The sequence below is a fragment of the Caballeronia sp. RCC_10 genome, from assembly GCF_041360715.1.
GTDB lineage: Bacteria > Pseudomonadota > Gammaproteobacteria > Burkholderiales > Burkholderiaceae > Caballeronia > Caballeronia grimmiae.
In genome coordinates, this window is sequence record NZ_JBFUPT010000056.1 from 1 (window position 1) to 14,036 (window position 14,036).

Consider the following 14,036-nt stretch of genomic DNA (forward strand, 5'->3'; position numbering starts at 1 on the left):
CAGGCAAACTGGACTTCTCCGCCTTCAACTCGCATGCCCGCTGAAGGCCGTTACCCACTCCGTTTTCAAAAGAGCCATAGAGGTTTTAGTGCCGTCGGACGCTCGATCGGCGACGGATACCTCGCAGGCGGCGATCCTACCGTCTGGATGACATTGAACTTCTTTCACCTCTTGGTAGCTGAAAATGTCGTCGGAGACAAAGCTGTCGGCCATTTCGCTCTCCTGCGCTGCTTTCTCGCCTTTCGCCCGCATTCCTCATGCCGATCACAGCAAGCCATGGCATTCAAAATTGTCGACTTTCGAGGGAAACCGCGCGCCCAAGGGGGCCTACCATCCCTCTTTTTCACCCGCGCGAACATCAACTGTCCGCAGAAGGAAGAGCCGGTCGTCCGGATCGCGGCCAGCGAACGCTGCGACAATCGAACTGTCGCGCGGCGACCCCGGTGGATCTGTCACCGAGGGTCTGGGGGGCGGTTACGGATGGGTCGACCGAGCTATGGCGCCTTCACTTATCCAAAGATACCGGAGTTCGAAGGCCCCGAGGGTTGGACGAGATACTGTTACTCGTCACGTGTTTGGTTGTTCTCGTTGTTCCGGTCCTGGTTCTGGTTCTGGTTGTTCTGGTTCTCGTTGTTCCGATTTTGATTTTGATTCTTCTGGTTCTCGTTGTTCCGGTTCTGATTTTGATTGTTCTGGTTCTGATTGTTTTCGTTGTTCTGGTTTTCGTTGCGTTGATTCTCTTGCGTAGACATGGAAGTACTCCGAAGTTCAAACGGCGCGGAATTGCGCACGATGACCTTGCATTCAGCATGCCCGAGGCATGGTTTTACACTAGAGCACGTCACAGGCGGGCGGGCGTCGAGAGCTCGCGAAGTCAAGTTGCTCGAAAACCGCATTAACGCAGAGACGAGGCTGCCAAACATGGAAAACAGCGAAGGAATCCGTGTGCTTACGGAGAAGATCGATTGCGATCATTACAACCTGACCCGCGCGGATCTTGCACGTCTTGCGCAGTGCCACATTGCCGTCGACGGTGACATCGCCCATTGCGACGCGCGCCTTCGCGGAGCCGCCGCTACCGGCAAGTCCCATCAGCTGAGCAGATGGTAGGTTCATGTGATCGCCCGTCGCAAGCGAAGGGGCATGCGGAAGCCAGCGAGGCGCAAGTCACGGCATACGCCATGCTGACTTTGCCACGCTACAGTAACGGGACGCCTCTTATGAACCGCATTGAGCATCAGCCGGCGCGATGGGCAGCCACGCGCCTTCTCGCCGCTTTTGCTTGCGCCGGCGCGCTTGCCGTGTCTGGCTGCCGCGTTATGCAGTCGGGCGCGCAAGTGTCGTCGACGGACCAGCAATTTATGCTTACAGCAGCGAGCGTCGGCAAGGCCGAGATTGATCTCGGCAAACTGGCAGCGGAACGCGGTTCGTCGCCCGAGGTCCGCGCGTTCGGCGAAAGGATGGTCGCCGAGCATACGCGTATCAACGGCGAACTCTCGCAGATCGCCGAGGCCAAGCATGTCCGGTTGCTTCAGGCAATGGATCCGGCCAACCATACAGTGTATTCCGAGCTATCGGCGATGTCCGGCGCTGACTTCGATCGCGAGTATTCGATCGCGCAGCTGCACATTCACCGGATGGGCAACGCGCTGTATGCGAGCGAAGCAAGCGACGGAGAAGACGCCGAGGTGAAAGCGTTCGCCGCGCGCGGCGTACCGATTGGCATGAACCATCTTCAGCACGCGACGCACCTTGTACAAGTCCTGTCCGCGACGACCTCCAAGTAGGGCAGACCTGTTGAGGCGGACTTCATGGAACGGTCGCGAACCCGCGGATGGTGATGTGCGCCTGAACCGCCGTTGGTGCTCCTTGAGGAACGGGACCAGTTTCTACCCATGCTGAGTCACGATCGGCGCAATCCGCTTGCGCCGATCGAGGCTGCCATTGAAGTCATCCGTCGCTCGGTGCCTGAGGAGGCCCCGGTTTTCAAGGCGAGCAAGATCGTCGCGCGTCAGGTGCGTAACCTTTCGGTCATGCTCAACGATCTACTTGGGGCGGACCGGACGGTACGGGGCATGTTCACCATCGACCCGCACGGATTGTCGTGGCTTCGATCGCTAACCGTCGGTCAGTACGGCTGCTGGCTGCACATGGATACTTTGTTGTCTGACCTGGTTGCGCCCTTCGCGCTTCGCTTTGTAGAGTGCATCGTCGGCCGCTTTAAGCAATCGCGAGGCGTCCTGGGTACCTTGCGGTTCACACGCCGCTATCCCTAGGCTTACAGTAAGCTTGTCGCTCGTTGCTCCCGCACCTGGTAGCGCTAACGCTTCGACTCCGCTCCGGATTGCTTCCGCCACCCGAGCGGCGGCTTCGATTCGCGCTCCGGGGAGTACCACGACGAACTCCTCGCCACCGTAGCGGGCGGCGATGTCTTCCGCGTTCCGGATGGCTGCCCGAATGCAAACGGCAATCAGGCGAAGTGCTTGGTCGCCAGCGTCATGTCCAAAGCGGTCGTTGTACGCTTTGAAGTAGTCAACGTCGATGAAGATTGCGGATACAGGGTGGTTTTCTCCCTTTGCCTTCTCCCACGCGCGAGCGAGGTAGACGTCCAGCGCCCGTCGGTTGCTCAGGCTCGTCAATGCATCCACAGACGCCATCGATAGGAGTTGTTTTCGCGACTTCTCTTTTTGCTGCAGACCCCGAGCCAGCAGCCAGCAAACCAGGACGAACGCTGCGCTGAGCACGGCAGAAAGACTGACGACAATGACTGACCGAGGACGCCAGCTCGCCAGGACATCTTCCACGTCCGGGGCGATGACCACAATGAGAGGCGTGCCGGGGACTCGCGCGAAGGTGTAAAGACGCAGGCGCCCGTCAATGGGGGAATGGGCTACGTAGGACCCGGTTTGGTTGTCGACCATCGTGTGAAACGTCCGGCTCCTAGCGATGCGCATAGCGACTTCCCTGGACGTGACCGGACGCCGTGCGATAAGCGTTCCGTCGGTGCGGGTGATGAACGCTGAGCCATGCGAACCGACCTCGACCTGGTCGACCAGTTGCTGAAAGTACGTGGCACGAATTTCAAGGATTGCCATTCCGGCGAAGCGCCCGTCGAGCGCGTCAATCCGCCTGCTGACCCCTATCGTTGTCCATTCACGGGAGTCGGCGTAAGGGTGCGACATAAAAACCTGTGACGTTGTCGGGCGCTGATGGGCGAGAAAATTCTCCCGCGACCGGAAATAGTCGGCTGTAACAGCGTTCACTCCTTGGGAAGCGATGATCCTCCCGTCAGCGCCAGTGACTGCCATTCCTTCAACGTTAGCCCCTGATGCGGCGCGGTCAAATAGAACCCGGTCCCGGATGTCAGGGGCGAGCTGCATGATTCGCGGCTGCTTGGCGCCGTCGACAGCGGCCTGCAGTGATAGATCGTAAAGTTCGATATGGCGGCCGATATCGCTGCTGACGATTGCCGCCACATTACGCGAGTTGTCCTGCGCCCGGCCAATGACTTCTTGACGCCCCTGATGCAAGGTCACCGCCAGCAGAGCGAACACGACCAAGGCGAATGACGTCCCGACCAACGCGGCAACGTATGGACGCAGGGCGAAGACGTTCAGGACGCGCCCCACGGCAAGCGCTGTCCTCGAGGACAGATTGGGCGCAGGCAAAGCGTCCCTGCGACGATAGAGACTCTCGAGATGTTTCATTCGGTTATAAGCGGCGCCGCGATGTGTGCCAATCGCCGGTGTACTGAGTCCGCGGGCTCGGGACGACCGAGCAGAAATCCTTGGATGATGTCGCACTCCATCTCTTCCAGGCAACGCAGCTGTGTTTGGCGCTCTACGCCCTCTGCCACAATCCGGATATCAAGCGCCTTCGCCAGTGCAACGATGCCCGCGACAACGGTCCGCGAGATAGGGTCATTATCAATGTCATCAGCGAGCGACTTGTCGAGCTTCAGGACGTCGGGGCGCAAGCGGGTGAGGTAGCTCAAGCTTGAATAGCCGGTGCCAAAGTCGTCCAGTGCTAGGCGAAAGCCATGGCTTTTGAGGTCGCGCAAAACTTGCGTGGTCCGGCCTGCGTGCTCGACCAAAGCCGACTCGGTGATTTCGAGGGTTATCTGACTCGGCAATATCGCGTGACTACCGGCCATCGTCGCAAACCGCGTCGCCAAGGCTGGGTCGACGAGTTGTCTCGCCGACACGTTGATTGAGGCGGGAACGTCGACACCGCAACGTTCCTTCCATTCGGCGATTTGACGAACGCTCTGAGCAAAGACCCAGTCACCGACCTCTTGTATCAAGCCGGATTGTTCCAACAGCGGAACAAAAACTCCGGGCGAAACGATTCCTTGGGTAGGACTGTTCCAACGGATGAGTGCCTCGACGCCGGCGAATTCCTTTGACTGTGCCCAGAATTGCGGCTGGTACCAGAGACTGAATTCCGCGCGTGACACCGCACCGCGTAGCTCGCGCTCCACCTGGAACGAGCCGATAACTTGAGCTTCCTCCCTGCCGAACACCCGAAGGCAATTGCCGCCAGCCTGTTTCGCCATATACAAGGCCGCATCGGCGTTGCTCATCAACGCCTCGGGCGTGCCTGCGTCGGCCGGAAACCTTGCTACGCCGGCTGACAGCGTCAAGCTGGAGGCGCCGGACCCGGTCACCTCGAGGCGGCGCATGGCAGCGCCGATATCGCCGAAGATTTCGGTAACGATGCACGTGGTGGCGTCAGAGATAACCAAAGCGAATTCATCGCCGCTCGGGCGCGCAGCGAATACGCCTGATTGCGCCACTTTCTTGAAGGCCTCACCGATCTCGCGCAACAATGAATCGGCAGCCGAGGTGCCAACAGTGTCGTTGAGTACCTTGAACCGGTCGATATCTGCGAGCAGGAGACTGAACGGTTTCCCCGCCCCCGTGCAGTCGCCCAGATGCTTCAGAAATGCGTGCCGGTTCGCGAGCCCCGTCAGATTGTCGACGTGAGCGAGTCGGTCGAGTTCATCCATTCGACGCTTCTCGTCAGTGACGTCGATGCATACGCTAACGATTCGTTCGACCTGCCCCGTCTTACCTTTAACCGGCGACGCATTCGCTCGGATCCATCGCGTGCTTCCGTCGTCCCAGCAAAGCTGGAAATCATATTGGACCGGCGTGTGCTCGCGTGCCATTCGCCGCATGGCATCTTTTACATTGCGCAGGTCGTGCTCGAGCAGCCGCGTTTGCCATGCGGCCGGGTCGTGTGCCAACGCTGAAACAGGTAGTTGCCACATCGTCTCAAAGCCCGCGCTGACGTGACGCAGCGTTTGAAAATCTGCACTCGTCGACCAAAAAACCACCGGTATGTGCGCTTCGATGTCGGTGAGCAGTTCCTCCGCCCGTCGCGCGGCCGTTGCGGCTAGCGTCTCGGCACTGATATCTCTGGACGGACAAAGGATGGCAGCGGTCCGCCCACTTCTATCCTTGATGGGGTATAGCGTTGAGCGCCACCACTTCGGACGACCCTTCGCGGTGGGACAAAAACCCTCGAAGTCCGCCTCGTCACCTTGCAGTGCTGACGCCAAGGCGGCCTGCGCCAGCTTTTTATCGCCACCGCCCCAGAAGCCGATCCAATCGGCACCCACCAACTGGGTACGTGAGTCGAGTTCCATTAACTCGGCGGCCACCTCTGACAGATGCATCATTTTTCCGTCAGGGGTCAGTAACTTCAGGCAGTCACGGTTCGTCGAAAGCAGCGCGCGGGCGAGTTGCTCGAGGAGACTCGCCCGCGCCTTCAACGCCCTGTGAGCGTTCAGGCTCCAGCCCACCGCCGCCGTGGCAAGGAAAACAAGCAGCGCAATGGAGACGCGTAACGCTTCATGGTGACCCGGTAAAGCCATCAAAGCGGCGAAGGACGGAACCGCAATAAGTGCGGGAAAGCCCATCCTCACCAGCCCCGACGGCAATGCGGGCGCGTTGAAACGGCTGATGAAGTACGAGAGAAATAGCTGATTGCGCATTGAATGAATACCTTTCTGTCGCATCTGCCGCCCGTCGATGCGCTGGCTGCGAGTGCGGTACGCGGGTTCCCGTTTATCGGACGTTTTGGGTAAAAATTAACCCCTATGAACGGAAAACGACCTAGCGAAAATCAACATCTGTTAAAAATTACCGATTGCGGCCGTTAACACTGATCGACGTTCCGCCAAGGCGCGACATACCGCGACGGTGGATCCCTGTCACTTCGGTCTTCTGGAACGCCAAAGAAACCGGTTTAGTGAGGTCGACCGGCCACGCGAGCAACGCGATACTGGCAGCTCTCCGGCTGGCCAGCAGGGCTGCCACACAGAAACCCTGTGGAGGCGCGGTACCGGAGCTGGACCCGGCAGTTGAGGCCAGCGTCGCGCCTGTTGTTCTTCCGTGGCAAACGCCTTTTCTATCATGGCTGTCGCGACGCAATATGGGTCGCGTCTCCGGTCGCCCTACCGGCTCCCTACGCCGAGACTTGTATCGTCGTCATACCGCTCAGCGCATTCACTGCTTCCGATACCTGGATTGTTCGCTCCTTGCCGCGACGCCAAGGCACGACGACGCCCGAAAAGCGCGGAAACGGACCGCCATCGACACTCGGGCCAATGTGCAGAGATCCTTCGCCTCCAGCCAATCCGCAGAAACGGCATTCGCCGACGACGCAGAAGCGACCACTAAGGCAAACCATCAGCACCAGCGGCCTGTAAACAAGCGGCGGAAGCTTTATAGGCATCAGTGATGCTGGCAACGAATCAAAGACGCTGACATTGGCTAGGTTGCCCGAAAGGTGATCCACCCTCCCTCTCTTGTTGGCGTTCGTTCCTCCAGTGCTGTCGGCGTCCCGCTTCAATACGGGCGGCGTGGCGGCGTTGCATCGACTTGCGAGATCGACATGACAAACCGTGCGCACAGCCCTGTTGGGCAGGCCGTCACCAAGGTCCCGGCGGTGACGCTCGGTTTCTGGATCATCAAGATCGCGGCGACGACGCTTGGCGAGACGGGCGGAGATTGGGTGACAATGTCACTCAAGCTTGGTTACCTCATCGGCACCGCAATTTTCGCCGTGATTTTTGTTCTTCTGGTTTCTGCGCAGATCAAGGCTCGCCAATTTCACCCGTTTTTGTTTTGGGCGACGATCGTGGCCACCACCACGCTCGGAACGACGATCGCCGACTTCGCCGATCGCTCGCTCGGCCTCGGCTATCCAGGCGGGGTCGCCATCGTTTCCGGATTGCTCGTCGCCAGCCTTGCAACCTGGTACTGGGCCGAAGGAAGCGTGTCTGTTCAGAACATTGGCACGCCCAAGGCGGAATGGTTCTATTGGTGCACGATCATGTTTTCGCAGACGCTGGGTACCGCACTGGGTGACTGGGTGGCGGGCTCCGACCGCGGCAGTCTGGGTTTCGGTTACGAGTATGGCGCGCTGATCTTTGGCGTCGGCCTTGCCGTCGTGGCGGCCCTTTACTTCTTGACGAAGATCTCCCACACCGCGCTTTTTTGGGCGGCTTTCGTGCTCACGCGGCCGCTTGGCGCCACCCTCGGCGATCTTCTTGACAAGCCGTTAGCACAGGGCGGCCTGCATATCAGCCGGCTGTATGCCTCCCTGATTTTGCTTTGCTTCATTGTCGCCTGTGTCGCGCTCATTCCGCAACGCGCCGCGAAACGACGCAAGGCGGTCCGGCAAGCACAGTGACTTGAGAGCGGCGCGCCGTCGTGCGTTGCTTGCGGTCACAATGGCCAGTTTTACACCTCCAGCGCATGGATTCCGGCTTGACTTATAAAGAGGCCCGGTATTTTCAAAGCTAACGCAGCTTTCGCGTGAAGAGTCTATAAAGAACTCCGTGGAGCATCGAGCTTGCGTTTTCCCGCAAGGCCTGCTTTAACCTTGAGTAGTGGTCGCGATGAGGATGGGTTAGACAGCGAACCTCGGATTTGCTCACTCGTAAGGAAAGACATGAACGAGCCTATCTCGGAAGAACGGATCCGCGAACTTGCGTTTCGGCTGTGGGAACAAGCCGGTTGCCCCGAAGGTCGGTCCGAGGAGTTTTGGGACCTCGCGCAAACGCAAGTTGGCGCTCAAACCGACGGATCGGACGATGGTGCGAAAAAGGCTTGACGCGCATCACTGCCAGGCCTTGAGCGGCGTTGGGTAATCGTCCTGCTGTGTTGCGGCGCTTTCACCGGCTCTCCGGCCGTTCAGGCTTTGGCTCGGCGGCTGACGCGAGACCATTCTTCCCGATCGATTCGCGCGGACGGCGTCCCCGGTTGCAGTCCCGCGTCTAACGGCGGGCAATGACCGCCACCCTTTTTTTGCTTTACCGCCGCCAATGCATGGCACGGCAGACGATAGCCAGCTCAACAAGACAGGCATTGACTGCGATGCAAACGATGCAATCGCTATTGCAAACGTTTAACCGCTAAAAACATATTAAGATTAACAAACGATCGTTCTTGATCGAGCGTCTCACGTTTACCCTCATTAAGTTCATTTATATTACGTGTTTTAATAATTTCAAAGCACACGGTTATGGCTGCACCGGTCTTCCGTGAAGTTTGTGACACTTTCATGAGCGCCACCCTGATGGGATGCCTAGTCGCCGGAGCGACGGTTTTCATTGGCGTTCCTGTGATAATAAAACACTACGCCCGCGACGGTAGGCCTGATCAATTTTTGCAGAACCTGAGAGAGCAAGCGAAAAAAAACAACTTCAATATAAGCGTAGCTGATAACGGTTAAAGGCATGAACGTTAACGAGCTAAAAAGAAACGAACTGCGGCACCTCGATGCAGTGATAAGGCATTTGGAAATTTGGCCATTCAATAGCGTGTGCGCTGCGCGTTCTTTCATTAACGATTCAACTTATTGGAAGTCGAGGCTGTTTAAGATTTCCTGTGCGAATGCCGAGCCTGACATCGAAGTGAAGGTGCGCAAACTGCTCGACCGTTTATCGGTGATATCTGGGTGAGTCACGGCATAATTTCGTGTACTGCCCGCTGGCGGCTTGATGATGGCGAGGGTGCATGCACAACGAACCACGTAGCCTGCCGCTTCGTGACAGACTAGAATGGCTGCTTCTCGCTATTGCGTCTCACCGCTACGGCGAGACCGTCGACACTCGCAACGTGGAATTCGAAGCCGATTATATTGTCGCGACGCGTGGGCCTGTTGTGCGCCGACTCGGCCGAGTCAGGTCACGGCAGATTGCGTCTGACTTAAAAGAGCTGTTTGAACGAGGATTGCTCGCGCGTAAATCGGCAAGTGCGGGACACAGCGCAGGCGGTGCTTCGTTTTACTTCTCTTATAGCTCAGCGCCGGCCGGAGAAGCGGAAGTCAACGCCATCAAAGCGCGGCAAGCCAGTCTAAGCTTTATAGTAAGTTCCACCCTGTCTAACTGAGATGGATCCTCAGGATCCATTTGGCGCCCAATGCCTTCCTTTAAGCGGCCGTAATGTGATCGAAATTGTGTCTTCACAATCCATACACGCTAAAGCTTCTAAAATAAGTTGGCGATGCTCTCTGAATGTTTGGCGGATCGTCTCCATTAGCCTGAGTAAGGTTTCGCTGTCGTCAGTATTGAGTCCAGCGTTTTTTTGGCGCTCAATGCGCCAGTGCTGGGCCGAAATGGCCATTTTTATGGAAATGATATGACGTTCTGCCATGGCAAGATCATTTTTCTCCTCGTTGATCCCGCGCATGGCATTCTCCTAGTTGGGTGAAAGAACGACGGGGTGTCAATGGTTGTTGTGCAAACAAGTATAGGAAATTTTTGCGCCGTGTTCGGTTGAGCGGATGTATGACTCGCCGGCTTCGCATTTGCAATAAGAGAGACGCGTCATGATCAATGGCCTTCGAAATGATGCCGAGGAGTTCGATCGGCGGCTCGCGCAAGACGCGACAGAGATGGTCCCATCACGTCTAGCGGCCGGGCGGCCGATCTACTACCTCGGCGAAGACAGCACGCCCCCCGACGTGTGCTTAAAGATCTATCCGGACGGACGCCGCGAGTTTGTGCGGTTCGACGAAGGCAAAGAACGTACGGTGCTCAACCGGTCGGTCACGCACGCGACGGCGGCTTCTGGGCATATGCGATGGCTGCGTCGAGCAGCATTGTGGGTCCGATCGTGACCACCGACTCGGGACGGTTATGCGTGACGTGGAAGACGCACCGCGAATGCGGTCTCCGTCTTGTCGGACCGGGCTTCGATCGCGCCGTGGTGAGCCTTGACAATTTCGCTTGCAATATACAGCCCGAGTCCAAGACTTGGATCATCGCTTTTGTTTGCCCGACCAGGACCGCGCTTCAGAGGGTCAAAAATCCCCTCCAGGATCAGCCGGTCAATGGCGGGACCGCTATTCCTGACCTCGAAACGCACCTCGGCGCTGTCGCCCGCAACTGCAATCTGTACCGGGGCGTCTTGCGCCCCGTATTTAATCGCGTTTAGCACCAGATTGACGAGCAGTTGCTGCAGGCGTTTGCCGTCCCAGATTCCGTGCGCATCACCCTGTATGTCGAGATCAATGCAGCGGTCCGGGTAAGCTGCGCGCAACTGGTCCACCGCATCGGAGAATACTTCGGCCAGATCGATGTCGCTTGGAGCGATATTGATCCCCAGGCCCAACTTGGTTCGATTGAAATCGCAGAGATCATCCAGTAAGGCCTGCATGCGGACGCCACTCCTGATCAGTCGAGCGGCAGCTTCCGATACTTTCTCTCCGGCGTTTAACGCCCCAAGGTAAGACGCTGTCATCTGAATGGTCTGCAATGGGCTGCGCATGTCGTGCCCAAGCATCCCGAGCAACAGGTTACGGGCCTGCTCTACGTGCTGATTGAAAAAATCTACTGATTCAACGATTGCCTGATCGATTGCCTCGTTGAAACGGATCATGTCGTCCAGATCCGGGGCGTTCGGTAGACATTCGTTGATCCACATGCGCAGCACGCTGGCGCGCAGCGCCCGATATTCGGCGGCCAGTTGGTTGATGTTGAAGCCCGCTCGTGCTCGCAGAAGCGCATGGGTTTGTGCAGCGGTCTCCGGCGCATCGCTCAGTTTAGGGGCCCGCCCAATCGATTTTTCGTTCTGTTGTTCTTGGGTTTGACGGGTGGACAAATCCTTAGCGACGGCCTCCAGAATCTGTTGTGCGTGGTCTCGCAGTGCAAGTGAATCTATGTTTTGAGCAGCGGGCAGCAAGGTGGCTGCAAAGGACTCCCATTGCACCAGAATCGGCTCAATGTCCCGCAAGATGAAATCTGCTAGTCGCATATCGGTTCAAAAAAGAATCTCGCGATACCTTTCTCCAAGAATATATGCGTAGGTGGCACGCCATGGTGCCGAGGGGCGATGGCTGATGTGGCCTCCTGAGCCAAATCAGGCTTGCAAGAACCGAACGGTCTCGCCATGGCCTAGATCGGCCGCTAACCTTCGGGCCGCGGCTTCATCCCGCACGATAATGACGAATGCGCCGCCTGGCCGTCCAATCTCAACTCGCCAGCCGCCCCCCTGATTCGGGCGAACCACGATTTCGCGATCGGGCGCGTTGGCCGCTGCCGGAAAAGACCGAGCACTGGGCGAGCTGCGTTCGCTGTTTAAGCCGCGATTACTACACGCCTTGTTCAAGGGGCCTTCCCTGCCAGCTTGCAACCGGCTTTTACTTCACTCAAACGACTGGGCGAACGCGCGGGCATCGTGGAGAGCATGATGCTGCCCGCCATGTGTGCGGAAGTAGGCTTCCATTCGTGGAACATCTAGGCGGTTGCCAATGTTCTCCCACGTCCAGCCGATCGTCAAGCTGCCGTCGAGCAACGCATACAGCAGGTCAAAATCGCCTGGATAATCAAAGCACAGGATTGGCTTAGGAAAGACCGGTACGCTTGATAGCCAGGCTCGCAGCTCGTTGCGCATCTGTGCAGCGGGCATTGAACGCCCCGGCACTTGACCGAGTTGGGGCACGACGTTCGCTCTGACGAAGTCGCTGCAAGCACTCAGCGCAAAGTCCGATCGTTCGGCGTAGAATTCGCGCCCATCTTCGCCAACAATTGCCACACTAATGAGTTCGCAATGGAAGAAGTCCGTGAATTCCGTGTCGACGAAATAGCGAGTTTTCCACGGACTTCGGAAGGTTAGGTTGCTCATTCACTGCAGTTCCTGTCGTGCACGCCTCGTCGGTTGCCGAACCCTGAAAGAAGAGCCGAACTGTGCGTGCAGCCCACAAAAAAGCCCGCACAAGGCGGGCAGGGCCGACTTCCGCGCGGACGGGCCAGATTCGTAGAGTGTACGAACACCCGTTCAACTTTGCAATCTACCGGGCAAACAGGCCTTACAGACGATGCTCAACCGTCGCCGTTCAAGCCGGCAGAAAGGAAGCCGATAAAGAATGTAGCGTCCCGCGCGACCTTTTTGCGCCGGGCAGAGATATGACAATGCAACAGCGAACATCGGGGGGCGCAGCAAATGGCCTCGCTCAGTCCCATTTTCGTCGCATGGGCAACGCATTCGTTGTTGCGATTGTGCTGACTGCGGTGACCCCGTGCGTGTTCTTGGGCGTTTTTGGTTGGCAAGACTGGCATGACCGCATACTTGCCGCACGCGACACGACAGAACGGTCGACCTACATTGCGGAAGAGCATGCCCAGAAAATCTTCGATATCGATTCAGCTCTCGCTGATCGCGTCCTCGACACCGTTGGGAAAGGCAATGACCTGGAGGTTCTTCATGACCGCCCGTTCCACGACTACCTAGAGCAACTAATGCATGGCCATGCGGAGGTGGATGCATTGGCCGTCTGGACCCAAGATGGGCGGTTGGTAGCAACCAGCCTTCGCTATCCGGCACCCAACATAAGCATTGCCGATCGCGGCGACTTCATCGACGCACGAGCGCGGCCAACCGAGATGTATATATCGGGACCCATGAAAGGACGCGTGACGGGCAATGCCACGTTCAACGTCATGAAAGGTCATCTTCGCCGAGACGGAACTCTCGCGGGACTGGTTTCAATTTCGATGTCCGCGGCGTATTTCGAAGACTTCTATCGTCAGCTTGCTGATGAGAAGCCAATGACGATTGGCATGATTAAGGGCGATGGTGCTGTGCTGGCATGGTGGCCAAGTCCCCATGGTCGACCTGAACGGGTTTCGCGAGGTACGTCGTTCTTCAAGCTGCTGACCAGCGGTGAAGATGCGGGAGTGGTGACGATGACATCCACCGTCGATGGTGAGGAAAAAATCCTGGCCTTTCGGCGCGTAGGCGACTATGACGCCTACGTGACGGCTGGTTTCCCGCTTCGATTTATCTGGGGGGCATGGCTCTCTCGATTCACAACCGTGGCAACGGCCACGCTCGCCCCATCGGCTGCGCTGTTCCTTCTTCTTAGGTTTTCGCTCAAGCGCTTACGACATGAGGAGTCGTTGTGGTTACGTGCCGAGGAAGAATCCGCGAGGCGAGTTTCTCTCGAAGCAGTGGCCAAAGAGAACCAGCGTTTGGAAACACTAGGCAATACGGTCGCACTGGTAGCGCACGACTTCAACAATTTGCTCATGGCCATCGTTGGATACACGCAGGCACTGTCTCGCTCAGGTTCCGGCCAGCTCAGCGCCCCGCTCGATGGGATCATAGCGACCGTTCGACGCGGACAAAAACTGACCAGAAAACTGCTGTCCGTCGGCAAGAAGCAGCCTGTACGCCCCGAGAGATTGAATTTGGCCGATTGGGTCGGCCGACTTGACCTACTGCGCTCTGCCGTCGGCGAAGGTGTGCGCATCGAAGCCTCGGTACAGGACGGGCTTTGGGATATATATGCCGACCAAGCGGAATTAGAACTGGCGCTGCTCAATATTGCGATCAATGCCCGCGACGCAATGGACGGGCGGGGCCGGTTAAGCATCACGGTCGCTAACGTCAACGGGTTACCCGACGAGAACGGCGCGGTGATGCCTGAGGATTTCGTTCGGATAGAGGTGGCGCCGGGAATTCGGACAGCTCGGTAAGTGGAAAAAGCTGGGGTCCGAGTCGGCCATAATGGCTGGCAAA

14 protein-coding genes and 2 pseudogenes are annotated in these 14,036 nt (G+C 57.7%); 6 read left to right on the forward strand and 10 right to left on the reverse strand.

Features of this window, described 5'->3' with window-relative positions:
• Positions 1-24 precede the first annotated feature (24 nt).
• From AB6804_RS30375 to AB6804_RS30385, 3 genes and pseudogenes are all read right to left on the reverse strand, one after another.
• On the reverse strand, positions 25-213 hold the full coding sequence (locus AB6804_RS30375; RefSeq protein WP_370889612.1) for a hypothetical protein: 189 nt from the start codon (positions 211-213) through the stop codon (positions 25-27).
• Between the two features lie 347 nt (positions 214-560).
• Positions 561-752, reverse strand: coding sequence for a hypothetical protein (locus AB6804_RS30380; protein WP_370889613.1), 192 nt, complete (start codon positions 750-752; stop codon positions 561-563).
• Between the two features lie 217 nt (positions 753-969).
• Positions 970-1,116, reverse strand: a pseudogene (locus tag AB6804_RS30385) (RNA-binding S4 domain-containing protein); the annotation flags it as partial.
• Between the two features lie 104 nt (positions 1,117-1,220).
• On the opposite strand from AB6804_RS30385, the gene AB6804_RS30390 reads away from it, so the two are divergent.
• Both AB6804_RS30390 and AB6804_RS30395 read left to right on the forward strand, forming a co-directional pair.
• Entirely contained in the window at positions 1,221-1,787 is a 567-nt protein-coding gene (locus AB6804_RS30390) for a DUF4142 domain-containing protein (RefSeq protein ID WP_370889614.1), read from the forward strand.
• 75 nt (positions 1,788-1,862) lie between these two features.
• A pseudogene (locus tag AB6804_RS30395) lies at positions 1,863-2,039 on the forward strand (histidine kinase dimerization/phospho-acceptor domain-containing protein); the annotation flags it as partial.
• Between the two features lie 78 nt (positions 2,040-2,117).
• On the opposite strand, the gene AB6804_RS30400 reads toward AB6804_RS30395, so the two are convergent.
• From AB6804_RS30400 to AB6804_RS30410, 3 genes are all read right to left on the reverse strand, one after another.
• Positions 2,118-3,707, reverse strand: coding sequence for a diguanylate cyclase (locus AB6804_RS30400; protein ID WP_370889615.1), 1,590 nt, complete (start codon positions 3,705-3,707; stop codon positions 2,118-2,120).
• Positions 3,704-6,022 (reverse strand): EAL domain-containing protein, encoded by a 2,319-nt coding sequence (locus AB6804_RS30405; protein WP_370889616.1) that lies wholly within the window; start codon positions 6,020-6,022, stop codon positions 3,704-3,706. Before AB6804_RS30405 ends, AB6804_RS30400 begins: the two co-directional genes overlap by 4 nt.
• 449 nt (positions 6,023-6,471) lie before the next feature.
• Positions 6,472-6,804: a hypothetical protein gene (locus tag AB6804_RS30410; RefSeq protein ID WP_370889617.1), complete on the reverse strand. Its 333-nt coding sequence runs from the start codon at positions 6,802-6,804 to the stop codon at positions 6,472-6,474.
• 96 nt (positions 6,805-6,900) lie between these two features.
• On the opposite strand from AB6804_RS30410, the gene AB6804_RS30415 reads away from it, so the two are divergent.
• Positions 6,901-7,701 carry a hypothetical protein gene (locus tag AB6804_RS30415; RefSeq protein WP_370889618.1) on the forward strand — a complete coding sequence of 267 codons (801 nt, stop codon included), beginning with the start codon at positions 6,901-6,903 and terminating at the stop codon, positions 7,699-7,701.
• 261 nt (positions 7,702-7,962) lie between these two features.
• Positions 7,963-8,124 (forward strand): DUF2934 domain-containing protein, encoded by a 162-nt coding sequence (locus AB6804_RS30420; protein WP_370889619.1) that lies wholly within the window; start codon positions 7,963-7,965, stop codon positions 8,122-8,124.
• A gap of 281 nt (positions 8,125-8,405) precedes the next feature.
• On the opposite strand, the gene AB6804_RS30425 is transcribed toward AB6804_RS30420, so the two are convergent.
• Both AB6804_RS30425 and AB6804_RS30430 read right to left on the reverse strand, forming a co-directional pair.
• Positions 8,406-8,624: a hypothetical protein gene (locus AB6804_RS30425; RefSeq protein ID WP_370889620.1), complete on the reverse strand. Its 219-nt coding sequence runs from the start codon at positions 8,622-8,624 to the stop codon at positions 8,406-8,408.
• Positions 8,625-9,413: 789 nt separating this feature from the next.
• Positions 9,414-9,704: a hypothetical protein gene (locus tag AB6804_RS30430; protein WP_370889621.1), complete on the reverse strand. Its 291-nt coding sequence runs from the start codon at positions 9,702-9,704 to the stop codon at positions 9,414-9,416.
• A gap of 139 nt (positions 9,705-9,843) precedes the next feature.
• Between AB6804_RS30430 and AB6804_RS30435 the strand changes: the two genes are divergently transcribed.
• Positions 9,844-10,134 carry a hypothetical protein gene (locus AB6804_RS30435; protein ID WP_370889622.1) on the forward strand — a complete coding sequence of 97 codons (291 nt, stop codon included), beginning with the start codon at positions 9,844-9,846 and terminating at the stop codon, positions 10,132-10,134.
• A gap of 17 nt (positions 10,135-10,151) precedes the next feature.
• Here AB6804_RS30435 and AB6804_RS30440 read toward each other — a convergent pair whose 3' ends face one another.
• Positions 10,152-11,270, reverse strand: a complete 1,119-nt coding sequence (locus AB6804_RS30440; protein ID WP_370889623.1) for an ATP-binding protein — start codon at positions 11,268-11,270, stop codon at positions 10,152-10,154.
• 390 nt (positions 11,271-11,660) lie between these two features.
• Positions 11,661-12,140, reverse strand: a complete 480-nt coding sequence (locus AB6804_RS30445) for a hypothetical protein (protein ID WP_370889624.1) — start codon at positions 12,138-12,140, stop codon at positions 11,661-11,663.
• A 347-nt stretch (positions 12,141-12,487) separates the two neighbouring features.
• On the opposite strand from AB6804_RS30445, the gene AB6804_RS30450 reads away from it, so the two are divergent.
• On the forward strand, positions 12,488-13,993 hold the full coding sequence (locus AB6804_RS30450; RefSeq protein WP_370889625.1) for a hypothetical protein: 1,506 nt from the start codon (positions 12,488-12,490) through the stop codon (positions 13,991-13,993).
• Positions 13,994-14,036: the final 43 nt, after the last annotated feature.